Here is a 22,320-nt window from a genome sequence, read left to right as displayed (position 1 = left end):
CACCACCCCCCAGGTCATCCGTTCGACAGAGGGGACACAGTCATACCGGGCCCGGAGGCCAGCGGTCCCATTGCAGGACCGCGAAAAACATAACGGGGGTCACGTCAACCCGCCAGACTGCGCCGGGTGCCCGCCCCTGGCCGGCTTCCTCAACGAATTGACGGATCATCACGTCGCGCCGCCGCCGACTACCTCACCGGCAAGGGAATCGCCGCCCGCGCCGACATCACGCCCCGCGCACGAGGACGAACCCGCGACACCGCCTGGCCCCCATCCCCGCCCCCGTACAGTTGGCGGGGGGCCGGTGGCAGCGGGTCAACCCGCGGCTCCGGCGGTGCCCTGTCCTCGGCCACGGTCGGGAACACGTCGCGGGTGCGGTGCGCGGCTCCCTTGCAGCCCGGGGCGTCGCCCTGCTGTCAGGAGTCAGCCGTACAGGTCGCGGTCGCGGCCCGCACCCGGCCGGCTGTAGCGGGGCATGGCGTTGGGGTCGGCGAGGGTGTCCAGGATGGTCCGCTCGCCCCGGTGGCCGGAAAAGCAGGTGTTCGCCATCTCCCTCCCGTCGTCGGCGTAGCCCTTGACCCACTTGGCGCCGGCCCACTTGCCGGTGTCGGCGGTGTCGGCGGTGAAGTCCTTGAAGGCGGACCCCTGGTCGGCGGCGAAGTCCTTCTGGTGGGTGGGGACCTCGCAGTACAGGCGGACGACCGGCTTCGCCATTCCGTGGCCAGGCCAGTCGACCCTGACCGAGGCGATCTTGTCCAGACCGGTCGCCTTCAAGGAGTAGGTAGAGCCGTCCATCGGCAGGACACAGCTGTCACCCGTGTGACCGCTACCGCTGAACAGGGTGACCTCGGGCCTCACCGTCTGCCGGGCAGAATCGGACATCGTCTTCCTCCAAGGGCTGGGCCCTCAGCTCTACCCGTTGAGAAACTTTCCGTAACAGAAGAACACTATCCGTGATGACATCGTCGGGAGGGGCGGGCCGTTGCCCTTGGGTGGTGCCCCCTCCCCCGCACGCGGCACCCGTGCCGGGGCGGGACGCCCGCCCGGACCGGCAAGCCATCCTGCGCGCCTGCGCTGCGGTCACGCATGGCCGGGGAGACGGCAAAAAGGCGCCTCCCCGGCCCTCACGGTCCAGATGGCGTCTGCATTAGGCCGTCGAAGACGGCATGTGCCCGCCACTGCCCACGTCGAACGACAACCACGAGGAGGAGTTCTGCGTCCTCGCCGTGGCCGCCCTCACGGAGACTGGTCGGCCGAGGAGACGGACAACGCCGTCCTCGTAGAGGTGTTGCGCAGCCTGTATTCGTACGCCGAGCCGCGTGCCGAAGCGTCCCTCCTGGCGCACGTCGGCCACCACGACGCCGGCGTCCGGCGAGCGGTGGCCGCCGGTCTCGGCACGCGCTTGGAGTCCACGTACCGGTCCGACGAAGCTCGTGAGGCACTCCTGACGCTGATGGGCGACCCTGATACAGACGTACGGATCGCGGCCTGCCGCAGTGTCGGCGAGGCCGGGAACGGCGATCCCGCGCTGACCGACGCGATGGCGGCTCTCCTCGACCACCCGGAGCGCCGGGTCCAGCTTGTTGCTGTGTACGGTCTCGCACTCCACAACGACGAGCGGTGCGTGGAAGGCGCGGACCGTCTGGGCCAGCCGCGGCTCGGATTCCGCAACGAGGAAATGGTCTGCCTCGACGTGGCGTGGCGGTATCAATGGGGCCGCGACGACAACTGAGGTCAGCCTGACCCTGTTGCCCGCTTGGGCATCGTCGTCGACGGAACCGAGCAGCAGCGGCTGCTGGACCTCGCCGCGGGCTGCAGCGGCACCCATGCGCCTTGTTCTGTCCGGCGGATCCAGGGGTCGTAGGCTCCGGTGCATGCACAGCACCCTGACAGAGCACGCTCGGTGCCTCTACGGAGATGAGTACCGGCCGACACCGGAGTGCGGCCGGGAACACCGGGAGCATTACTTCGTCGAAGAGGCCCTCGCGGGTTGTCCCTCGGCGTACTCAGGCGAACCAGCGGTAGCAGTCGTCCTTGGGCTTGCCAGGTACGTCTTCTCGGAACTCGTAGAAGCCATCTTTGGGTTTCTCAAGGATTTTCACGTCCGCGTCCTCCAGCTGGATGCAGACGGGGAACCCAATCGGGGGTTGACCGCTGGCGCGATGCAGGATCAGCTTTCCCTTCCAGGCACCCCGGGCAAGTCTCCAATCTAGGGACCCATGCCGCCCTTTCCATGCACCGATGAGCCGGCACCGGGAGAAGCTCCAACAGGCGCAGCGGGGCCCCCTCGCCGGCCCACCCCACCACAACCCGACAACGCCCCCGTCGATCCCCACGCGCGGGCCGTCGGGTGCGGACGCGCCGTCCAGCCCGGCCCATCGCCCACGACATCCTCTCGCCCTCAGCACGGATCGCCGCGCGTCTATACGGGCAGGGCCAGTCGGCTGGTGTGTCTACCCCGGGAGGGCTGGGTCCGTCGCTCCGTCGTTGGTGGTGAGGGCGCCGGTCCGGCCCCCTTCCACACCCGGCCCGCCGGTGCTGGGCGACGGTCCGTTCCAGGTGCCGGACGACCCGCGCCGCGAGTTCGTCACGGGGCTCCAGCACTTGTGGGAGGCGACGCACTCGGCCGTCGTCGGTGGTGGCCTCCACCTGTTTCGTACCGATGCCGGATGGGCGAGCAGGCAAGTGGATGATCAGCGGAATGAACCGCTCATGTCTCGCAACGCTGCAACGCTTCCACAGGCGCTGGCGAGTATCACGAGCCCTCCGACGACGAAAGCCCAGTTCGCGCTGGTCGAATTCTCGGACTTCTGCTCGTCCAGGTTGTTGCTCCCGGTCTGGTGGCTGCCTGAGTAGCTGACGCAGGTGTCGCCGGCTGACATCGTTTCGCCGCCGCAGTCGGCGGGCGAGTTATTGATCTTGAATCCAACGAATAGAATCGCCGCGCCGACGGCAAGAAAGAAAAGACTCGCCAGCAGGTTCTGGGCGGGGGTGTTCTCTCTGGCTGAGCTCATGGCCTTCGGTCCTCCATGGACGTTGCTGGGACAATAGGGGCGTTCCTGGTCAAGCGGCCGGTCCTGGCCTGGGGTCGGCGAGGCGTGGGGACGGGTAGCCGAAGTTCGCAAGTGAGGTGACGCGCAGGACCTTCGGCGAGTGGGGCTCGGCGTGGTGAGCTGCCGCGAGCCGGACATCCCGATGGTGATGTCCCGAACCGCTCGGCCAACAGGCCACGCCACCGGCCATTGGTGACCGGTGGTCGAAAGACCTGCGATCCGCCCCCTCCGAGGACGTGCCCGGCCAACAACGCACTCGCCCTGATCGGACGTGATCAGCCTCAGCCCGCACCGACAGCCAGCAGCCAGCAGCCGCGGTGGGCCCCTGGCCGAACCCGGACACGTCTTCAAGCTGCGCGTCCAGGCGCAGGCGTTGGGAGCGCAGCGGATGGCGGAAGACCCCGCCGTGGTCGATGGCGCCATCGGCGCTGACCTCAGCGACCAGGGCAGGGTGGACGAGGGTGGTGTTCAGGCGTCGCGGCTCCCCCACGTCGCCGAGAGCCTCACCCCGTCCACGGATGCCAGGGCCGGCGGTAGTAAGGTGCTCGGCGACCAGGCGGGCGGCATCCGGGCGCAAGGGGACGGTCCGACCGACCGGGCGCAGTCGGCCGTGGGTGTGGTGGCGGCCTGGGACGAGGAGCTGCGGGCGGGTCAGGGTGCCGGATCCCGCCGACGATCATCTCCGTGGTGTCCCGTCTCCGGATCTTTGTCCATTCCCGGTAGCCGGGGAGGTAGCGGCCGTTCTAGGGCTTGACCAGGATCCCCTCCACCCTGGCGACGTCCCTTCAGGTCTCCAGCCATTCCCGCGCCTTGGCCAGGTCCGTCGTCTGCGGGACAAGCGTCCACGGGGCCGTCAGGGCGTGGTCGGAAAACAGTTTCTCCAGCAGGTCCGCCGCTCGGCGTACGGGCGGGCGAGAAGCTCATGGTCGCCGTGCTGCAAGAGGTGGAAGGCGACAAATTAGACCGGCCACCGCGCGGCAAGGGTGGGGGCGCGGGCGGCGGCCCGGCGCTGCAAGGCCGCGAACGACAGCCGGCCCGCCTCGGTGTCCCAGACGACGAGTTCGCCGTCGAGGACCAGGCCGTGCGGCAACTGCGTCTCGGCGGCCGCCACCAGGTCCGGCCACCGGTCCTGAACCAGCCCCGCGGCGGGTCTGCACCACCGCCGTGCCGCCCGGCTTGGCGGCGGTGAACAGGAGCGCCCGGTGGCCGTCCAGCTTCTGCTCGTACGCCACCCCCGCCCGCACAGCGGCCGGACCCGGCCCGGCCTCCGCGGCCTGGGCCACCATCGGCTCCACTGGCGGCCTCAGCGTCACGAGAGCCTCCCTCACCGGTTGCCGGCCCCTCTTCCAGGGTCGGCCACCCAACGCGTAAGCGGCTCTGCAGGACGGTGGTCGCGCCATCCATCCGAGGGGCGCCACGGGGCCGTCAGGGACGCCCTGCGGGTATGTGCGGGACGGCGACATCCGCGACGCCCACGGGCAGGCCGGCTGAGCCGCGGACAGCACACGTACGCCGTCACGCCGCCTTTACGGCGTGACGGTGGGAGGAGTGGAGCCGCGGCCGAGGGATGGGGCGGCCCCGGGGTAATGCTGCCTCCAGAGCGCTCTGGGCCTCGGGCCTCACCCACGTACGCCATGTCGGCGCGGGCTGAGCAGGACCCGTCCGAGCACCCCCTTACGGGCGGTCAGGCCCCGGGCCCCCGGTGGGGGGAGGGGCGGGAGGGCCGAGTGGCCAGCAGGGCAGTGATCCGCCGGCTCCTCGACGCCACCGGCACGCCGCATCTTCACCCTCTCCGAGGCCGTCTGGCCAACGCAGGCGGCGCCGGAACGGCGGTCCCGGGAGCACATCGCGGACCGCGGGCCGGCATCAAGTTCGCTGGACCGGACGACGCTTGGGTGAGCGGAGTGTCCAACCAGTCATCCACACCTAAGCGGCGCGACCCCAGGCGGAGACGAGGGTGTATCCGAGTTCGTGGGTTCGGGGGGCGGTGAGGTGCGCGATGGCCGCGTCGAAGCCTGCGCCGTCGATGAGTCCGGTGGCGATGATCTCGGTGCGCATGGCGGTGAAGGTGAGTTCCCAGAAGCGGGCAGTGGGGCTGTTGCCGCGTACGAGGGGAACGTCGGCGGCCATGTCGACGTCCGTGAGGCCCGCGTCGATGAGGGGGGCGGGGTAGGCGCGGGCGTAGTTCAGGTCGCTGTCGAGGGTGGTGAGCAGCGCGTGGTCATAGGCCTGGGTGAGGGTGCGTACGGCGGGTTGGGGTGAGGCGGCGGCCATGGTGTTGATGACGTCGCTGACGATGAGGTGGCCGCCGGGTGCGAGCCAGGACACCAGGCGGGAGAGGACCTCCTGGCGCTGGGGGAGGTGGCAGAGCGTCAGGCGGGCGTGGACGAGGTCGAAGCCGGGTTTGGGCAGTTCGTCGTCGGTGGCCGTATGGACGTCGGCGTGCCAGATCTGCACTCCGGAATGCGCGGCTTCGTTCAGCAGGCTGGTGTCGCGGTCGAGGGCGATGACTTCGCCGTCGGGGCCGGCCTGGTCGGCGAGCCAGGCGGCGACGGTGCCCGGTCCTGCGCCGACGTCCAGGCACCGGCGGCCGGGCAGGAGGCCGAGGTCGGTGATGCGGCGTCGGGTATAGGGGTCGAAGACCTCGCCGATCAGGGCGATGCGTTCCCGTTCAAGCGGCTGGTCGAAGCCGTACAGGCGGCTTCCGTACTCCTCTGTCTGCACACCCGAACCCTATAGTTACCCTTTGGATTCGAGTGGCTGCTTTCTGTGATGGAGGTGGTGTGGGTGTCTGCTGTCGCCGTCCAGTCGGGCGCTGTGCTGCAGGTCCGCGCCGAGGTGGCGACGGGCTTGGGCGCCGAACCGCCGCACCTGCCGTATCGGCTGCTGTGGGACGAGCACAACACCGCGCTCTACGACCGGATCCGCGAGCAGCCCGAGTACTACCTCAACCGGCTGGAGATGCAGCTCCTTCACGCGCACTCACGCGAGGTGACCGCCGACTGCGGGGCTCGGACGTTGATCGAGCTCGGCTCCGGCACCGGGGAGAAGGCACTGCCGCTCCTGCGGCACTTGACCGCGCCCGCGACCTACCTGCCGGTGGACGTCAGCACCAGTGCGCTCAGCCGGCTGACCGACCGGCTCCGGCACGCCTCACCCAGCACCTCGGTGCACACCGTGGCCGCGGACTTCACCCGCCCGTGGCCTCCGGCGCTGCGCGAGACCGGCCGGCGCCCCGCGCTGGTCACCTTCCTCGGCAGCACTCTGGGCAACCTGCTTCCCGGTGAGCGCCATGACCTGCTGGCGCTCCTGGCAGGCAGCCTGGAGCCGGGAGACGGCCTGTTGCTGGGGGTGCCCCTGCTGCACGACGCGCAGGTGATGGTCTCCGCCTACCAGGACGCCGCCGGCCTCATGGAGGCGTTCTACCTCCACTGCCTGCGCATCCTCAACCGAGACCTCGGCACGAACTTCGACCTCGACGCCTACGCCCACCACGTCACCTGGGCCGCCCCCGAGCAGCGCGTCGAGATCGGACTGCGTGCGCTCGCCGACCAGAGCGTCCTGATCCCCGGCCACCCCACCTCCCACCGCGTGCTCCTCCCCCGCGGCCAGGTCCTGCGTGCGGCCGTCGCAGTGCGCTTCACCGCCGAACAGCTCGACGACGAGCTGTCGGCTCACGGCTTCGAGACCGTACGCCGGCTGCCGGACACCAGCGGCCGGTACATGCTCCTTCTCGCCCGCCATCAGGGATGAACCACGGCGGGCACCCCGCGGCCGCGAGCGTCTCAGCGCGGTCGGGGGGTGTTCATGATGGGCCGTTCGCGTGGTGAAGCCGGATCGGCTGGCCTCGCCCGGCGGCAATCCGGAATGATCCGCTGCAACCCGATCTCCACGTTTCTGCCGAGGTACTGATGACGACGGCGACCGATCTGCGGACCCGTAAGTTCAACCGCTTCTTCGACCTGCTGGACACCGACAGCAACGGCTACATCGAGCCCGAGGACTGGGCCAGGACCGCCCAGAAGTTCTCTGCCGGCTTCGGCCACGCCGAGGGATCCGCCCAGGCCAAGGCACTCCACCGCGCCTACCAGCAGGTCCACCACAACATCGTCTCGGCCATGGACACCGACGGCGACGGACGGGTCAGCCGGGAGGAGTTCCACGCCGGACTCCACCGCCACGTCGCCGATCTCGGCCTCCTCGACAAGACGTTCCGCCCCGCCCTCGACGCCGAGTTCGACACCGCCGACATCAACGGCGACGGCGTCCTCCAGGGCGAAGAGATCGACCTCATCTGGAAGGTCTGGGGCATGTCCGAGAAGGACGCCAAGACCGCCATGGAGCAGATGGACCGCGACGGCGACGGCCGCATCAGCCGCGACGAGTACTACGCCACCTGGCGCGAATACCTCGCCAGCGAAGACCCCGACGCCCCCGGCAGCTGGCTCCTCGGACACCCGTAACCACCGACAGCCGCCCGGTACAGCTGGTCGAGCAGGGCGAGCACCGGCTCGCCCCCGAGTGCGAGGTGTGCGCGGAGGTAGGCGCTCTGGTCGCGGAGATCGACGCGCCTTGAGGGCGTTCAAGGTGGCCTGCTGGAGCCAGGGCTCCTGGTTGAGTCCCGGCGAGTCGACCAGCACCACGCCGTTACGGCACAGCTCGGCGGGCCAATGCAGTTCGGCGTGCCGAACGGCTCCGGGCCGCCGGCGGTTCTTGAGGTCGATGGTGAGTGCCTCCTTGCCGTGGTAGCAGCCCGCGAGGGGGTGGGTGCCCTGGACCGTCCAGTCGACGTCGTCGGAGACCCGGGCCCAGAACTGCGGCTGGGTGGCGGGGTCCCGCAGGAAGCCGAAGAGCCGGGTCCGGTCGGCGCGCATGCCTGTCATCGGATCCGCCCCTGGGTGACCGGCCGGGTGGCTGCCCTCCGTCGGCACGGGTGCGCTGCGGCGGTGGACGGCCCCATTGTGCCGATCCCGGCCCGGATGCGCGGCGCCGACACGGTCCTGCGGCGTGCAGGTGCCGCTCTGCGGCAGGACGAGCCGAGGGCGACACCGGCCCGCTACAGGCCGGCGGGCCGTCCGCAGCGATGACGCGTCGTGCATCGGGCGAGAGGGTGGGCGCGGCAGGGACACGACCAGCCGTGGGCCTTCCGTGCCGCGGCGGCCGGCGGCCACGCGTGCACCGCCTGCGCAGTACCCGCGCCCGGAGCTGCTCCCGAGGGGCGCGGCAGTGTGCCGGCATGGCCGCCCTCCGGGACGTCCGTCCCGGCGCGGGCCCGCACCGGCCCACCCGTGGATCCGCCGGTCAGGGGGCGTCGACCAGTACACGGCCGTCGGTCGGCACGGTCACCGTGAGGCCGTTCGCGTACGCGTTCTGCACGCGGGACCGCTCCGTGGCGTTGGGCATGGCGTTGGTGCAGGCCGTCCCGGCGCTGGACCCGGACATCAGCTGGGAGCACGGCCCCGGCTTGGTGTCCGGGAGGCCCAGGCTGTGGCCCAGCTCGTGGGCAGCGATGCGTGTCTTGTCGTACCCCTGGCTCACGGCCTGCGAGCCGAGTTCGACTCGGACTTGCCGTCCCGGACGGACCGGACCGAGGGTGGCTTGCGGCCAGCCGGTGGTGGCCACGATGACGATCTCTGCCCGGGCCCCGGGCGCGGCCTCCACCAACCGTACGTTGCTGACGCTCGCGTTCCAGGCGGCGACCCCGGCCGCGATGGCCGCTTCCCAGCCGCCGGCCCTGCTGTCATCGTAACGGAGTGTCACTACCGCTGCAGTGGCGTCCGGTACGGGGGCGGGTGCCGCGGTCGCGGCGGGTGCCGCCGCGAGGACCAGCGCGGCAGCGGAGGTGCAGACTTTCAGCCAGGTGCCCAGAGACATGGTCGTCTTCCTTCACGCGTGGGGGGCCCGGCCCCTCGGCGGAGCCGGGGCACTGGAGAGGCGGCCACCGATAGCACGTGGCCTGCGAGTTGGGACAGCCGCCCTCCGGAGCCTTAAGAAGGTAGCCCCGCACCCCGCTGACGGGTCATGCACCTGCCAGCCAATTCCGACAGAGGCTCCAGCCGCTGCCCGGTCAGCGGGCGGCACCGTCCAGAGCTCTGGCGGGTGCACGGTGAACCGCTGTGGTCGATGTCGTGCCCTGAGGTGGTCACGGCCGTCCTCGACGCCCAGCCCCGGCCGGAGAAGCGCCTGGCGGGGTGTGACGGCGGGCTGGGCGGCAGCCGCGCAGCGTGAGCCGAAGCGGGTGCCCGGTCGGCAGGAACCACCAGGGGGACTACCGCACGTCGAACGCCACCCAGGTGTTCGCCGGCAGCTCGGGCTTCCCGGGCACCGGTCGCCGTTCCTCGGTCCAGGCCTCGCCCGCGACTTCGGAAGCGACGCGACGCCAGAAGCGTGCCGCGCCCGCGTTCTCCTCCTGGAAGGCGATCTCCCATCGGCCGGGGTGCGCGTTCAGGACCGCTTGCACCGCTCGCAGCCCGAGGCCCGAGCGGCGTGCCCCGCGTACGACGAAGAAGCTGTTCAGCACGCGCGCATCGCGGTCCAGCGCACGTACGAACGCGAAGCCGGCGGGGCGGTCGCCAAGCCATACGAGATAGGCCGACCAGGTGGGGTCGCCGATCGCCGACTCCAGCCACTCGCGTCGGTAAGTGCCGCCCGGGTGGGGCAGGACGCCACTGAACTCCGACAGGTCGTGCAGGAAAAGCGGCCAGAGTCGTTCCAGGACCTCGTGGTCGCCGGCGCCCACTCTGCGGACAGCGAGATCTGCCATCTCATCCCCTCTGGAATGCGAAAAGCCTTCCGGTCGACCGGAAGGCTTCGAACTGTCGAACAAACTCTATCGTGCCTGCGGCCTGGGCCGACGCCGTGACCGGGGCCGGCGTGGGCGGCACGCGCATGCCGGTCCGCGACCGGCATGCGCTTCCAGCCGCAACTACCCGTTCTCGGCGACCGTGCAGGTCGTCATCGGCGCCGGCACCCGCCTGGTCGTCGCCTCCGCCGAGGTCGCGCCGGGCCACAACGCCGGCGCCCGCGCCTGGCGCCGGTCGGACCTGCCGGCAACTCGACCGGCAGGACGGCGATCGCGGACGGCGACCACCTGGCACCGGGCTGGTCATCACACCGCAGCAGCGTCACCGCGGCTGGGGGCGGCCAAGCGGGCGAAGAGGGCGCTGATGGTCTGCTGGTCGGCCAGGACCGGGAGCGTGTCGAAGTACAACTCCCATTCGCCGTCGGGCCCGAAGCGCTCCACGATCCCGAACGGAACGGCGACGCTCGTCTCGCCGGTGGAGGCGTTCTGCTTCCTGGTGACCGTGCCGTGCCACTCGACGTAGGTGGTGGTCCTGCCGAACGCGACCTGGCCGGCCTTGAGTTCGAGGTCGGCCCTGTCGAAGAGGCGCTGGAGGTAGTCGCGCTTGCCGGCCTGCGTCTTCAGGGATGCGGGCAGCCCCGGTCCGGCCAGTCGCGCGCCGCTCATCCGGCGCAGCAGCGCATCCGTGTCGCCGGTGTTCCAGGCTGCCAGGCGGTCCGGCAGCTCGGCTGCCGTCATGCTCGCGCGGCCCCGGCCCGGGGCGGGCGGCCTGCCGCTGTCGGCGATGCCGTCGAACAGGGCCCGGGGGGCGTCGGGCAGGGTGTCGCGGACCAGCACGTGACGGTCGTAGTAGCGACGCGCCTGGATCGTCTTGCCGTCGTCGCCCAGGACGTTGCGTGCGATTTGCGGGTAGGCCACCTTGTGGCCCTTGACGGTGGCCGTGTTCCACTGGCCGAACATCACCACGCCGCCGTCGGCGACAACGTCGGTGCCGGTGTAGCGCAGGTCGGGGACCATGTTCAGGGAGCCCGCGATGGCGGCGCCGATGACGCGGTGATCGCTCCGGGGAGGGCCGCCCGCCTCCCAGAGGGTGGCGGCCGGGTCGAAGATGTCGAGGTAGGCCGCGACCCGGGGATGCTCCAGCGCCCTGTCCCCGGGCAGCGGCGGTTCGCCGGTCGCCATCGCGCCGAAGGCGAGTTGCCGCTGCAGGAACGCGCAGACGTTGGGCGTGATACGTCCTTCGAGCCGCTCGATACCGGCCCGCGCCACCGGGCAGTCCGTCCCCGAGGCCCCTCCCGCCGCCGCGCCGGGCCAGGCCGCGGCCGAGATCGCCACCCCCCGCCGCGGCGGCCACCAACGAGGTCCCCCATCCTCTGCGCCGATACGTGAACATCCGCCCACCCCGTTTCGTCCCTCCCGTGACGGCCCTGTGCCGCCCGATGCCCCAGCCTGACCGCAGACCCCGACCGAGATCGATTACCTCAGGGGTAATGGCCACTGGACGCGCTGGTGCCTGCGTTCGCCGCGTCGCCCCCTACGGGGCCACGGACCGAGCGACACGCAAAGGAACCCCGACATGCCTGGCTACGGGTTCGCGCATCTGCGCGAACGGCGCCACCACCCCGACATCGTGGAATATCTGGAACGGATCCAGGCCACCCTCGACCCCTTCCACGGCCGCTTCATCGTCCACGGTCCGCCCGCCGAGGTGCTGGAAGGGACCTGGCCCGGCAGCATGGTCCTGATCGAGTTCCCCGACCTGGCCGTCGCACGCGCCTGGTACCGGTCTCCCGCATACCGGGGGTGGGGTGCCCCGCTGATGCGGGCCCTCCGGGCCATCGACGGCGCGACGATCTGGCAAGCGGACCATCGCCTCGTCCGAGGCAGCCAGGCGGCCGGGCGGGCGGCCGGTGTTCTCGGCGCTTCAGCTCGCCCACCTCCTCGACCGCCTCGTCGACAACCTCCAGGACCTCACCGGCCACCACCCGCACACCAGCCGCTGAGCCCCCCGCCTCGACACCCGCCGGTCGACGGCACCGAAGAGCACTACGAGCCCCCAGCAGCCATGCCGCGAGAACCCGGCTGCTGCCCCGGGGCTGCAGGGCTGAATCCGTGTGTACGCGCCGGCAGCCGCCGGCGCCCCGCGGGGGCGTGCGCAGCCCCGCAGGAGACGGCCGGCTCTGCGGAGCGGCCTACGCCCCTGTCACGGGCCGCCTCAGCCCTGAACCCGTGAGCCGGATCAGGGGCTGCCGGGCGGGTGCGGGGGTAGATTCGTAGGTAGCCGTTGGTGATATCCGTGCCGTCGCGTCCTCTCCCCCCGCAGCCATCCCCGGGAGGGGGTGTTCCGGGTCCGGGCCTCCTCGACCGCGTGGCCACCGATTCGTCACGCACTTCTTTCCCGCAAGTACCGCGCGGAAAGGGAGGGGCACCGATCCGACAAGGACGGCCCACCATGCAACCGAACCCCCGCACTCCCGGCATACCTCATGTCGGGCCCTGGAACCCGCTCACCGGCCCGCCCACGATCCCGGCCACGGCAGCAGAGTTCCAAGCCGATGACGCGCAGGCGGAGACCGAATCCGAACCGTCGCACGGACACACCCGCATCCGGGTCCGCGGGGAACTCGACATCGAGACCGTCCACGTCCTCACCGACGCCCTCCACACCGCGCAACGGGCGGTCGTGGTCGACCTCGGGCACGTCACCTTCGCCGACACCGCCCTCCTCCACGCCCTCCTCGACGCCCTCCCCGACCACGAACTCCTCCTCGCCGGGCCCCTCCCTGCCCAGATCCGCCGGCTCCTCGACGCCACCGGCACCCGCCACCTCTTCACCCTCTCCGAGGCCGCCTGACCCACACCGGCGGCGCCGGACCGGCACGGAACGGCGGACGGCATGACGTACGACAGCAGGCCCGGGGCACCCGGCGGCGGGCGGTTCACAGGACGGGGCGCAAGTCGTCCTGGCCCTTGATGGCGGTGACCTGATCGCCTCGGCGGCGTACGAGACCACGCCGCTCCACCGATCGTCCCGCCACGCCGCCCTTCGGTGAGCAGACCGGGCAGCCACCCTCCCCCGCTCGCGCGGCCGCCTCCAGGGTGTCGACCCGACAACGCGCGCGGTGGGACCCGCCGGAAAATGCACCGGCCCGAAAGAGTGATCAACGGCCCTGGTCGGGTTGGGCCTGTGGCGGGGTGGACAACGGAGAGACGGACCCCAGTCCCCCCACCGAAGGAGTAGTTCATGGACATGACCGCTGCCAGGGAGCACATCTTCCGCATGCTCGATGTGGACGGTGACGGCGTCATCTCCCGCCACGAATACGTCACCCGGCCCGACCGAGCAGCGGCCACGCTCGGCCGCAACCACAACGACCCGCTGGTTTCGACCGCACGCAGGCTGCATGAACGCGTCTTCGCCGCCATGGACGCCAACGGCGACGGGCAGGTCACCTTCGACGAGTACGCCGCATGGGCAGGTGCGCAGAGCTTCGACACCGTCTGCCGCGAAGCACTCGGGTCGCTCTTCGATCTCGCCGACACCGACGGCGACGGCACCCTGGACCGGGCCGAGTTCTCCCGGCTGCGCGAGGTCCTCGGCAACAACGCCGACAACGCCGCCACCGCGTTCGACGCCCTGGACACCAACGGTGACGGCCGTATCGACCGCGACGAGTACCTCAGCGCGATCCGCACGTACGTCAGCACCGGCACCTCCCCCATGTACGACGCACTCGTAGCCACCGCCTGAGACCCGCCCTGCCAGGCCCCCGGGGTGGCCCGCGCGTAGGCGCCGGGCCACCCGCGCCCGGGGGCGCACCGAACCAGTGGGGCAGGTGCTTTCGCAGGGGGATCGACGGCTCCCCCGATTGCGACGTCGCCGCCGCGATCGCAGACGTCATGGCGAAAGCCCCCCTTGTGTGTGAGCTGGTGAGGCTCAGGGGGGCTTTCGTGAGAGGAGAGAGACCTGCAAGAGGTGCGCTCTCGTTGCGGACGGTACCAGGTTGCTCCCCCTGTACACAGGGGGATGGACTGGTGAATTCCGAAGTGGGCGACTTCATGGAAGGTGTGCCGGGATACGTCCTTCTCACCCCTGGGCGCGACCACCGAGTCAGGGTGAAAGGCCGGCGCCCCCACTCCGCGCGCGGCCGGGGCGCAGGGACTGACGCGTACGGGACGACAGGTGCGTGGAGGGCCGGCCTGCGCGCTCATCGGCTCCTCCCGACGGCCGTTTGACAGAACGGCATGCCCGGGAACGGCGGTGCTCAAGCGCAGGCGGTTGGTCGAAGCGGTCAGTGACCGCGGCGAGCACGGCGGGCCGCGGCGGGAGGGACATGTTCCGGTCCCTGGCACTTCGGCGGACGCTGACCGTCTACTGGGGCCGGTTCCCCCGAGCACGCCACTCGCGGGCGCTGCATCCGAAGCGTTCCCGGAACCATCTGGAGAAGGCGCTCGGCGACGCGAAGCCCAACAGGGCCTGCCACCTCGGTCAGTGAGCGCCCCCTGTGGGCCACAAGGTGTGTCGCCAGCCGGACACGCGTGGTGTCGAGCAACGAGGAGAACGTAAGGCCCGAGGCCGCCAATTGGCGGTGGAGGGTGCGGCGGTCGACGTGGAGGCTGCGGGCGACGTGTTCGATGGAACACCGCCCGGTGGGGAGCAGCACCTCGATGAGGGCGCGCACTCGCTCTTCCGGTGTGGTTTGCGGCGGCTGGGCTGTGACCATGTCGAGGTAGTGGCGGGCATAGGCGAGAAGTTGTGGGTCTGCGTCGGGGTTCAACGTGTCCAGGTCATCGGCGTACAGCATGATTCCGTTGAAGGGGCGACCGAACTCCACAATGGGGCCGAACAAGCGCCTGTGGTCGTCCTGGGGGTGCGGCGCCGGGTGAGCGAAGCACACGGTGAGAGGCCGCCAGCCGCTGCCCAGGGAGTCCCGGAGAATGCGGTGGTAGACACCGACGGCCAGTTCGACAGCCTGCCTGGTCTTCACCGTCTCCGGCAGGCGCAGGTTCACGATGATCGTGGCCAGTCCGCCCTCTTCGCTCAGTGCGCAGTTCAGAGCCTCGTTGTAGAGACTCTGGTGACGCAGCAGGACCTCGATGGCGCTGCGCAGATCGGGCTCTTCCCGGATGACCAGGCTGATGGGGCCGAGGGTGGACAGGCGGCGCAGGCCGGACATCTCCAGGGCAAATGCGGGTCGGTCGGATGCCTCTGCGGAAAGCTCCAACAATCGGGCAACGGCGCTGGCGGGGATCCACCGATCTTGGTCAGCAAGGATCTCGGGTTCCAGCCCCACGCGCGCCATCAGCGACGCCGCAGGGATGGCCAGGGAACGACACAGATCCGCGTAGCCGGTCAGAGCGGCACTACGCATGAAAGGTTCCACAATCACCTACATGTCCATAAAACAGCCGCCGCCGTCTGCGTACTTCCGCGCAGGGCGATCCGGCACGCCCCCCGTTTCGGTGCTGAGGCGACAGCGGGCGGGGGCTTCGGCAGCGACTCCGTCTCTCTGTGCCATGCGAGTACAGAATGCCCCGCTGGGGGCTTGCCGTCTCGGGACACTCTCTTGCCGCTTCGGGACATTTTTCTGCTCTTGCGGATCACCTCGACCGAGGGTGACTTCCCCTACCGGGCAAACCCCGCCGACCAAGAGGCACAGCGACTCTGTATGCAGCCTCAGATGTCCGAGAACTCGCCCTGCGTTGGGGCGAGTTGTGTGAAGGGGGCTCGGATTTCGGTGGATGCCTCGGCCCCGAACGGGCATGTCTCTGAATGATCACAAGGCTTGCCGCCCCCACATTGCCGGTTTGTTGCCTCTCTGACACGCTGCCGCAGACCTTTGGCGTTCCGTAGCCGTAAAGGCGCGCGACGAGAGCCGGACGTGACGCTCCTTTGTGCGGTCCAACGGCGGAATCGGAAATCCGTCAGGGGTGCCCAGCCGTCTTCATCCATGTCTTGGGGAGATCATGAGCCAGCAGGACCCGCAGCAGTCCGGAAGCGAACCTTCTCAGCCGCCTGTACTGGACCCGCAGGTACCTCAGCCGCAGAAGCGTTCCAAGGGGAAGATGGCCGGCCTCGGCTGCCTGGGCATCGTCGCCCTGCTCATAGTCATGGGCGCCATCGCGAGCGGCGGCGGCAGTGAGAACGCCGGCACCCCCGCTGCGAAGAGCAGCCCCCCGCCCGCGCCGGTCGGCGCACCGAAGGGGGAGCCGGCAAAGGAGGAGAAGAAGGCGGGGCCTGTCGCCGTCACCGCGGAAAAGACGAAGTTCGAGAAGGGCGTCTTCGCTGACGGCACCGACTACACCAGTGTCCTCATCACGGTCACGAACAACGGCGACAAGGCGATCGACGTGAACCCGTTGTTCGTCACGATCACGGATACTTCCGGCACCAAGCACACTGCCGAGCTCGGCGTCGACGAGAGGCAGATCGCCACTGTTGATCTCGCTCCCGGCGAGAACGTTTCCGGCGCCGTCACCGCCAAGGGCGCGTTCACTCCCAAGTATGTGACCTACACCGATGGCATCATCGGCGAGTCCGTACGCGCCGACGTCCCCTGACGCACGCTCCGTCCGCGAACGCAGCCAGAAGGTCTCCACCGGTTGCGCAGGGCCGCAGATCTTCTCCTCCATGTCCGGATGAATCGGGACTGCCCGTGTGGGTGCGCCAGGGCGCGCATTCGACGTGCGCCATGCCCGGCCCTGTGATCCTCGAGGCCGCCCTACGGGGCGGCCTCGGCATTTTCGGGCGTTACGCGAGGCCGGCGCGCGGGATCAGTCCTGCCTTGCGACGCCCGTGGAAGGTGTCGGTCCGGAGCCGTCCCTGCCCGGCTTCCGCGGCAGCGGTGGACCAGCTGGTGCTGGCGACGGGTCGTGGCCTGGCTCTTGAGGGTTGAGGTCAGCGGGCGGCGAGGGTGGTGACCAGCGATGAGGTGCCAGGCACGCGATGCTACGGCCGCGCGTGCTTCCTGCGACGGCTGTGGGGCAGACCTCCGGGCCTGTGTTCCCCGTCCGCCGAGCCTGCCGTGCGCCGGCCTGTTCGTGCGATGTCCTCTCCTTCGTCCACGGAGCCCATGGTCGCGTTGTTGAGGGTGCCCTGCATCCGCTGCGCGGCGCCCGGGTGCCCGGCGCACCGCCGTCGCCTCATCCGCGGTTGTGGGACCACCCGTCCTGAGACGTGTTGCGGACTGGTGGGCGGCGCCGCAGAGGGGGGCGGCGCCCGGTTCCCGGTCGGCGTACCCGGCTTTGTACGCGGCGCAGGGCCTGGGTGTGGCGCTTGCCCTGGGCGACCTTCTGGCCGCCGACGCCTTCGTCGCGCTGTGGCACCGTTGGGACCGCGTGCAGCGCGCCGACCATCCGGTGGCCTACGCCCGCGGCGTGGTCGCCAACATGGCCCGGGCCCGCATCCGCGCCCTCACCCGCGAGCGGCGCCGCATCCACCTCTTCTGGACGGCCGTTCCGGGTCGCGCGCAGCACCCCGACGTGGACGCGGTGATGGACGTGCGCCGTGCGCTGGCGCGCCTGCCGTTCCGCAAGCGTGCCTGCGTCGTGCTGCGCCACGCGCTGGACCTCTCGGAGAAGGACACCGCCCTGGCGCTCGGGACGTCCGTCGGCACGGTGAAGAGCCAGACCTCCAAGGCCATGGCCGAACTGCAGCGTCTCCTCGGCGCGCAGGCCGCCGAGGAACTGACCGGAACGAGGCACTGATGGAGGACCTGAAGCGCCGGCTCCGGGACGCGGCGGCGGCTCACACGCCCGACCGGGAGGGGATGCTGGAACGGGTCAGGCTCGGCACGTTGTTGCGCACCGTCCCCGACCGGCGGGCAGGCCGGCCGCTGTCCTGGCCGCGCGTCGCCCTGGCCACCCTTGCCTCCACGGCGGCGCTCGTGGTGGGCGGATACACGCTCGCGCCCGCCTTCCACCCGGGGGGCACCGGCCGGGCAGCCGCCACGACCCCCGCGGCACCGGCGCCTCCGTCCACCTCTTTCGCCCCTTCCACGCCTTCGGCGCCACCGGGTGGCCAGGACGGGCCGCTGCGCTCCGACGGAGCCGTCGACCCGTACTCCAATCCGTACTGGTCCCAGAGCACCATCACCCTGCACACCGGCGCGCCCCTGGCGGCGCTGATGCTGGAGGTTCGTGTCGCCCAGACGGGAGGGGTGGCGTCCACCGGCGCCTGGCGGACTCTGCCCGAGGGCGACTTCACGCTGACCACCGCCGACGAGGGCGGCACCCTCCTCTACCGGTGGACTCTCAAGCCGGGCCGGACCGTCCCCGCCGGGGAGCACGTCTTCGCCGTCCAGTACAACCATGCCCCGGGTGTGCGGCCCCTCGCCGGTGATGCCTACGCGGCGACGGCTGCCTCGTCAACGGGACAGCAGTACACCGTTACGGGCACTTTCCGCCCGGCGGCGGGCGGCGCGACGGGCTGAGGGGCTGACGGGCTGACGGGCTCGTAGGAGTGGGTCCTCCTGGGGTCTGCCAGGGAGGGTCGTGGTCCGTGGCTGGGTGCCTCGGCCGGTTCAGGTGGGGTTCGAGGGGCCTGCAGTGTTGCGGTATGCGGCGTTGAGGCGCTGGGCCTCTTCGAGCTGGTCTTCCAGGATGATGATGCGGCAGGCGGCCTCGATGGGGGTGCCCTGGTCGACGAGTTCGCGGGCGCGGGCGGCGATGCGCAGCTGGTAGCGGGAGTAGCGGCGGTGTCCGCCCGCCGAGCGCAGCGCGGTGATGAGGCGGGCTTCGCCGATGGCGCGCAGGAAGCCCTGGGTGGTGCCGAGTATTTCGGCGGCCCGGCCCATGGTGTAGGCGGGGTAGTCGTCGTCGTCGAGACGGCCGAACGAGTCGTCTGCTGTCATGGAGCCTCTTTCACGAAAACGCGCGGAGGGGCCCGGGAGCGTGTGGCTCCCGGGCCCCGAAGGAACTGCTACACCATCTGCCGGCCTTGATTCTGCGCCGACCTTCTGTTTCCGCCCGCCCGACCTGAGATGTGTCGGGGGCGCGGGGATCGCGGTTGCTTGACCAGACCACCTCACTGTCGATGTCCTGCGGTACCCGGACCGCACGGCATCCGGGCGATCCTGATGGTGCCTGTTCCTCCGTCTCTTCCCTCTGTGATCAACTACCTGCGGCTGGTCCGGCGTGGAACCCCACTGCCGGACCTCCCGGTGCGCGCGCCCGCAGCCGACGCCTTCACCGGGGTCCTGCTCGCAAACACTCGCTGCTGGGTACTGCCGACTGCACTCACTACGGGTACTGCCACTGCTCACGGCGGCCCCTGATCACTGCGGGCCGCCCGGTGCGGTCACCAGTCCCGTCGCCATCCTGCACATCAACCTGGCTCCGACACTCCGTGACCGCACCGTCCTGCGCACTGCAACGCGGGTACTGCGGGACTGCTGCCCGGCAGTTCGTGTCTGCCGGGCCCTTCGATCTCTTCGAGCTACAAGAGAAACCATAACCGGACCACACCCCAATGTCTACTCCGGCGGACATAGATTTCCGAGGGTTCGAAGATGAGGTAATCGGCCTTGAACAGTGACCCCCCAGGGCGCTGCGGCCCGCCCGACTCCCGTCGGTGCCTCTCTCGCGCCCTCCGCCGTCGGAGTCTGCGACTGACACGCGCTGGTCCGGGCAAGAGCCCCCACGCGGCACGACAGCGCCGTTGCCGCCGTCGTTCAGTACCGTACGGAGCGGCCGTTCCATACCGTACGGAGCACCGGAAGGGGACTCACAATGGCCGGTCTGAGGCTGGGCCCGCTCCTGCGACACGTGGACTGGGAATCGGGCACGAGCGCGACCGTGTGGGTGGAGAGCGACCGGGCGTGCACGGTGGAGGTCCGGTGCGCGGGCGGCGGCGGGGGTTCGGCGTCCACGTTCTGCGTCGTCGGCCACCACTACGCACTGGTGGTCGTGACGGGACTCGCCCCTGGGTCCGCCACACCGTACGAGGTGCTGCTCGACGGCGAGCGGGTGTGGCCCCTCGCGGACTCGCCCCACCCGCCCAGCACCATCCACACGCCGCCGGTCCCGGCGACGGGCGCGGTGGTCGCCTTCGGCTCGTGCCGGTGGGCGTCGCCTGCGGTGGGCGAGCCCGATCCGGTGGGCCCCGATGTCCTCGACACCCTCTCCGCCCGGCTCGCCGCCGACCCGGAGGCCGAGCGTCCGGACGTTCTCCTCCTCCTGGGCGACCAGGTGTACGCCGACGAGACGTCCGCCGACACCCGCGCCTGGATCGCCCGGCATCGGCGGGCCGCCGGCACCGGCACCGCCGCTCCGCCGGACCAGGTGGCCGACTACGAGGAGTACGCCCACCTCTACGACGAGTCCTGGGGCGACCCCGAGCTGCGCTGGCTGCTCTCGACCGTACCCAGCTGCATGATCTTCGACGACCACGACGTCATCGACGACTGGAACACCAGCGCCGCCTGGGTGGCCGACATGCGGGCGACGCCCTGGTGGCACGAGCGGATCACCAGCGGCCTGATGTCGTACTGGGTCTACCAGCACCTCGGGAACCTCTCCCCCGCCGAGCTCGCCGAGGACGAGCTGTACGCGGCGGTACGGGCGGCCGACGACGGCACGGAGGTGCTGCGCGCGTTCGCCGAACGTGCCGACGCCGATCCGACGGCGGTGCGCTGGAGCTACCGCAGGGACTTCGGCCGCACCCGGCTGCTGATGGTCGACACCCGGGCCGCGCGGGTGCTGGAGGAGCAGCACCGGTCGATGCTGGACGCCGAGGAGGCGGCCTGGCTGCGGACGCAGGCGTTCGACGACCCCGGGAGCGTCGACCATCTGCTGGTGGGGACCTCGCTCCCGTGGCTGCTGCCCCCGATGGTCCACTTCGCGGAGGGGTGGCACGCGGCGCTCTGCCGGGGCGAACGGGGGCCGCGCTGGGCGCGCTTGGGTGAGTGGTTGCGCCGGCGGGCGGACCTGGAGCACTGGGCTGCGTTCACCTCGTCGTTCGACAGGCTGACGGAGACGGTCGCCGAGGTGGGGCGGGGCGACGCCGCCCCGGCGACGGTGTGCGTGCTGTCCGGCGACGTGCACCACGCGTATGTGGCGGAGCCCGTCTGGACCACCGGACAGCAGCCGCGCTCCCGTGTCTTCCAGTTCACCTGTTCGCCGTTGCACAACTCGGTGCCCGCAGCCATACGGGCCGGATTCCGTTTCGGCTGGAGCCGGGTCGCCAAGGGGATCGGGCATCTCCTCGCCCGCCACGGGCGGGTCGCCAGACCGGCGGTCCGGTGGGAGCGCACCGGCGGACCGTGGTTCGGCAACCAGCTGATGACGCTGACACTGCGCGGGCGTACGGCGCGGCTGCGGCTGGAGAGGGCCTCGGCGGGTGCCGAGCGAGGACGCCGCGGGACCGACCGCGCGGGAGCGCGGCTCATCGGCGTCATCGACCGGAGTCTGACGGACGGGAGTTGACGCCCCGCCGGTGGTCCCAGCGGGTCACGGTGGCCGCAGCGCCGACGGGCCTGCCGCGCGCCGCGTCGTGCCCGACGCGGCGGTCGGTGCTGGTGACGGGCCGGTGTTGTCCGCCAAGCGCTCGGCCTTGGTGTCCGGGACGACGAGTGGCGCTTCGCGTCAGTGATCTTGGCCTGCGGTCCGTGCGGAGCAGTCGTGTCCGTCGCCGGGCAGGCCCATGACGTTCAGCACGGGTTCCTCGCCCTCGGGGATCTCGAAGGTGAAGTTCGCTCCTGACGCGATCGCCGTGAGCGAGCACTGGTTGCCGAAGGTCAGCCCAGCATGCGGCTTCCAGGAACAGCCGGCCCTGTCCAAGGCGGACACGACGTCCGCGTGCTTGAGCCCTGCCGGGAAGGTGCCCGTCCCCCCGACAACCGACGGAGGGAGTTCGACGACGTCACGCCAGGTCTGGACGCAGATGAGGGAAACCTTGCGGCAACGGCAGACACTCACTTCGAGGTCTCCGTAGGCAAAGAGCCGCGGCCGCTTTCTGTTCCGGCTCATTGTTCCGATCTCCCACGGCTCGCCGAGTGCTGCCGTCACATCGCTCCAGTCGGCTCCGCTGAACACCGGGCCCAGTCGGCCTGTCTTCGCCATGCTGGTCAGGACATCGAGAATCTCCACGAGGCGGAGCCTGCCAGGTGGCTTGACCAGCAGTCCAGCGGTTCAGGGGGTCAGCCCGCTGCGGGTTGTTCGGGCTCGGGTGCCGGCGAGGCGGGAGCCCGCGCTCGGCCCGACAAGGGGCCGGTAGGTGCGCAGGTGGCCAGGACCCGGGCCCGCCCCGGAGGGGGGAACATCATCTGGCTGACGCGTAAATAGCAGCAGGTCAGGGTGGGTGTGGGCATGGGTTGGCGCCCGGTGGCCGTTGGTGGCTTCCGGGTTTCTGGATCGGACGGTCAGGCCGCTCTACCTTTTTGGACGGGTTGGTCCTCCCATTCGTAGGGTGGGGACGCCCAGGGGTATCGGGTGTGGCTATCAGGCTGCTGCCGCTTTGTGGCTTAC

General features: G+C 70.5%; 20 protein-coding genes and 1 pseudogene. 11 read left to right on the top strand and 10 right to left on the bottom strand.

Translation table 11 applies throughout. The annotated features are described in order from the left end of the window. Positions 1-423: 423 nt before the first annotated feature. Positions 424-882 (bottom strand): hypothetical protein, encoded by a 459-nt coding sequence (locus tag IF89_RS0131650; protein WP_158717958.1) that lies wholly within the window; start codon positions 880-882, stop codon positions 424-426. A 403-nt stretch (positions 883-1,285) separates the two neighbouring features. On the opposite strand from IF89_RS0131650, the gene IF89_RS42630 reads away from it, so the two are divergent. Further along, positions 1,286-1,732 (top strand): HEAT repeat domain-containing protein, encoded by a 447-nt coding sequence (locus tag IF89_RS42630; RefSeq protein ID WP_158717957.1) that lies wholly within the window; start codon positions 1,286-1,288, stop codon positions 1,730-1,732. 142 nt (positions 1,733-1,874) lie between these two features. Next, the gene (locus IF89_RS42625; protein WP_078628628.1) at positions 1,875-2,213 is read left to right on the top strand and encodes a hypothetical protein; all 339 of its coding nucleotides are present in this window, start codon (positions 1,875-1,877) and stop codon (positions 2,211-2,213) included. Between the two features lie 480 nt (positions 2,214-2,693). On the opposite strand, the gene IF89_RS46215 is transcribed toward IF89_RS42625, so the two are convergent. The 3 genes from IF89_RS46215 to IF89_RS0131630 all read right to left on the bottom strand — a co-directional run bounded on the left by IF89_RS46215 (position 2,694) and on the right by IF89_RS0131630 (position 5,777). Next, a complete protein-coding gene (locus tag IF89_RS46215) occupies positions 2,694-3,014 on the bottom strand; it encodes a hypothetical protein (RefSeq protein ID WP_158717956.1) in 321 nt (106 codons plus the stop codon). Positions 3,015-4,011: 997 nt separating this feature from the next. Next, complete coding sequence (locus tag IF89_RS46210; protein WP_158717955.1) at positions 4,012-4,164, bottom strand: hypothetical protein; 153 nt, start codon at positions 4,162-4,164, stop codon at positions 4,012-4,014. Between the two features lie 815 nt (positions 4,165-4,979). Next, entirely contained in the window at positions 4,980-5,777 is a 798-nt protein-coding gene (locus IF89_RS0131630; RefSeq protein WP_030775313.1) for a class I SAM-dependent methyltransferase, read from the bottom strand. Positions 5,778-5,840: 63 nt separating this feature from the next. Between IF89_RS0131630 and IF89_RS0131625 the strand changes: the two genes are divergently transcribed. Both IF89_RS0131625 and IF89_RS0131620 read left to right on the top strand, forming a co-directional pair. Then, the gene (locus tag IF89_RS0131625) at positions 5,841-6,806 is read left to right on the top strand and encodes an L-histidine N(alpha)-methyltransferase (protein ID WP_158717954.1); all 966 of its coding nucleotides are present in this window, start codon (positions 5,841-5,843) and stop codon (positions 6,804-6,806) included. Between the two features lie 158 nt (positions 6,807-6,964). Further along, the gene (locus IF89_RS0131620; protein ID WP_051807902.1) at positions 6,965-7,516 is read left to right on the top strand and encodes an EF-hand domain-containing protein; all 552 of its coding nucleotides are present in this window, start codon (positions 6,965-6,967) and stop codon (positions 7,514-7,516) included. 838 nt (positions 7,517-8,354) lie between these two features. Here IF89_RS0131620 and IF89_RS0131615 read toward each other — a convergent pair. The 3 genes from IF89_RS0131615 to IF89_RS0131600 form a co-directional block, all read right to left on the bottom strand. Beyond that, complete coding sequence (locus IF89_RS0131615) at positions 8,355-8,927, bottom strand: snapalysin family zinc-dependent metalloprotease (RefSeq protein ID WP_030775308.1); 573 nt, start codon at positions 8,925-8,927, stop codon at positions 8,355-8,357. Positions 8,928-9,321: 394 nt separating this feature from the next. After that, positions 9,322-9,816: a GNAT family N-acetyltransferase gene (locus IF89_RS0131610; RefSeq protein WP_030775306.1), complete on the bottom strand. Its 495-nt coding sequence runs from the start codon at positions 9,814-9,816 to the stop codon at positions 9,322-9,324. 345 nt (positions 9,817-10,161) lie between these two features. After that, positions 10,162-11,124: a hypothetical protein gene (locus tag IF89_RS0131600; protein ID WP_158717953.1), complete on the bottom strand. Its 963-nt coding sequence runs from the start codon at positions 11,122-11,124 to the stop codon at positions 10,162-10,164. Positions 11,125-11,431: 307 nt separating this feature from the next. On the opposite strand from IF89_RS0131600, the pseudogene IF89_RS42620 reads away from it, so the two are divergent. The 3 genes and pseudogenes from IF89_RS42620 to IF89_RS0131585 all read left to right on the top strand — a co-directional run. Beyond that, positions 11,432-11,644: pseudogene (locus IF89_RS42620) on the top strand (DUF1330 domain-containing protein); the annotation flags it as partial. Between the two features lie 663 nt (positions 11,645-12,307). Beyond that, positions 12,308-12,709: an STAS domain-containing protein gene (locus tag IF89_RS42615; protein ID WP_051807899.1), complete on the top strand. Its 402-nt coding sequence runs from the start codon at positions 12,308-12,310 to the stop codon at positions 12,707-12,709. A 390-nt stretch (positions 12,710-13,099) separates the two neighbouring features. Next, entirely contained in the window at positions 13,100-13,606 is a 507-nt protein-coding gene (locus tag IF89_RS0131585) for an EF-hand domain-containing protein (RefSeq protein ID WP_030775300.1), read from the top strand. Between the two features lie 541 nt (positions 13,607-14,147). Here IF89_RS0131585 and IF89_RS49675 read toward each other — a convergent pair. Then, a complete protein-coding gene (locus tag IF89_RS49675; RefSeq protein ID WP_420706986.1) occupies positions 14,148-15,245 on the bottom strand; it encodes an AraC family transcriptional regulator ligand-binding domain-containing protein in 1,098 nt (365 codons plus the stop codon). A 577-nt stretch (positions 15,246-15,822) separates the two neighbouring features. On the opposite strand from IF89_RS49675, the gene IF89_RS0131575 reads away from it, so the two are divergent. The 3 genes from IF89_RS0131575 to IF89_RS0131565 all read left to right on the top strand — a co-directional run bounded on the left by IF89_RS0131575 (position 15,823) and on the right by IF89_RS0131565 (position 18,287). Then, positions 15,823-16,416: a DUF4352 domain-containing protein gene (locus IF89_RS0131575; protein ID WP_051807898.1), complete on the top strand. Its 594-nt coding sequence runs from the start codon at positions 15,823-15,825 to the stop codon at positions 16,414-16,416. Positions 16,417-17,100: 684 nt separating this feature from the next. Continuing rightward, the gene (locus IF89_RS0131570; protein ID WP_051807896.1) at positions 17,101-17,562 is read left to right on the top strand and encodes a sigma factor-like helix-turn-helix DNA-binding protein; all 462 of its coding nucleotides are present in this window, start codon (positions 17,101-17,103) and stop codon (positions 17,560-17,562) included. Beyond that, complete coding sequence (locus IF89_RS0131565; protein WP_030775294.1) at positions 17,562-18,287, top strand: hypothetical protein; 726 nt, start codon at positions 17,562-17,564, stop codon at positions 18,285-18,287. The genes IF89_RS0131570 and IF89_RS0131565 overlap by 1 nt, the downstream gene beginning before the upstream one ends. A 90-nt stretch (positions 18,288-18,377) precedes the next feature. Here the strand turns inward: IF89_RS0131565 and IF89_RS0131560 are convergent, their stop codons facing one another. Continuing rightward, positions 18,378-18,707 carry a MerR family transcriptional regulator gene (locus IF89_RS0131560; protein WP_030775292.1) on the bottom strand — a complete coding sequence of 110 codons (330 nt, stop codon included), beginning with the start codon at positions 18,705-18,707 and terminating at the stop codon, positions 18,378-18,380. An 877-nt stretch (positions 18,708-19,584) separates the two neighbouring features. Between IF89_RS0131560 and IF89_RS0131555 the strand changes: the two genes are divergently transcribed. Continuing rightward, positions 19,585-21,279, top strand: a complete 1,695-nt coding sequence (locus tag IF89_RS0131555; RefSeq protein ID WP_030775291.1) for an alkaline phosphatase D family protein — start codon at positions 19,585-19,587, stop codon at positions 21,277-21,279. A gap of 159 nt (positions 21,280-21,438) precedes the next feature. Here IF89_RS0131555 and IF89_RS0131550 read toward each other — a convergent pair whose 3' ends face one another. Then, the gene (locus tag IF89_RS0131550) at positions 21,439-21,942 is read right to left on the bottom strand and encodes a hypothetical protein (RefSeq protein WP_051807894.1); all 504 of its coding nucleotides are present in this window, start codon (positions 21,940-21,942) and stop codon (positions 21,439-21,441) included. Positions 21,943-22,320 lie beyond the last annotated feature (378 nt).

It is taken from the genome of Streptomyces sp. NRRL F-2664, assembly GCF_000719345.1.
In the GTDB taxonomy this organism is placed as follows: Bacteria; Actinomycetota; Actinomycetes; order Streptomycetales; family Streptomycetaceae; genus Streptomyces.
Note: the sequence above shows the minus strand (reverse complement) of the source record. Positions and strands in the feature narration are given on the sequence as shown.

What these genes read in the sequence shown, in the direction of transcription:
- IF89_RS0131565 (WP_030775294.1), top strand. Translation starts at nt 17,562, where the DNA reads ATGGAGGACCTGAAGCGCCGGCTCCGGGACGCGGCGGCGGCTCACACG.
- IF89_RS0131555 (WP_030775291.1), top strand. Translation starts at nt 19,585, where the DNA reads ATGGCCGGTCTGAGGCTGGGCCCGCTCCTGCGACACGTGGACTGGGAA.
- IF89_RS0131615 (WP_030775308.1), bottom strand. Translation starts at nt 8,927, where the DNA reads ATGTCTCTGGGCACCTGGCTGAAAGTCTGCACCTCCGCTGCCGCGCTG.
- IF89_RS0131620 (WP_051807902.1), top strand. Translation starts at nt 6,965, where the DNA reads ATGACGACGGCGACCGATCTGCGGACCCGTAAGTTCAACCGCTTCTTC.
- IF89_RS0131560 (WP_030775292.1), bottom strand. Translation starts at nt 18,707, where the DNA reads ATGACAGCAGACGACTCGTTCGGCCGTCTCGACGACGACGACTACCCC.
- IF89_RS0131610 (WP_030775306.1), bottom strand. Translation starts at nt 9,816, where the DNA reads ATGGCAGATCTCGCTGTCCGCAGAGTGGGCGCCGGCGACCACGAGGTC.
- IF89_RS42625 (WP_078628628.1), top strand. Translation starts at nt 1,875, where the DNA reads ATGCACAGCACCCTGACAGAGCACGCTCGGTGCCTCTACGGAGATGAG.
- IF89_RS0131585 (WP_030775300.1), top strand. Translation starts at nt 13,100, where the DNA reads ATGGACATGACCGCTGCCAGGGAGCACATCTTCCGCATGCTCGATGTG.
- IF89_RS0131650 (WP_158717958.1), bottom strand. Translation starts at nt 882, where the DNA reads ATGTCCGATTCTGCCCGGCAGACGGTGAGGCCCGAGGTCACCCTGTTC.
- IF89_RS42615 (WP_051807899.1), top strand. Translation starts at nt 12,308, where the DNA reads ATGCAACCGAACCCCCGCACTCCCGGCATACCTCATGTCGGGCCCTGG.
- IF89_RS0131575 (WP_051807898.1), top strand. Translation starts at nt 15,823, where the DNA reads ATGAGCCAGCAGGACCCGCAGCAGTCCGGAAGCGAACCTTCTCAGCCG.
- IF89_RS46215 (WP_158717956.1), bottom strand. Translation starts at nt 3,014, where the DNA reads ATGAGCTCAGCCAGAGAGAACACCCCCGCCCAGAACCTGCTGGCGAGT.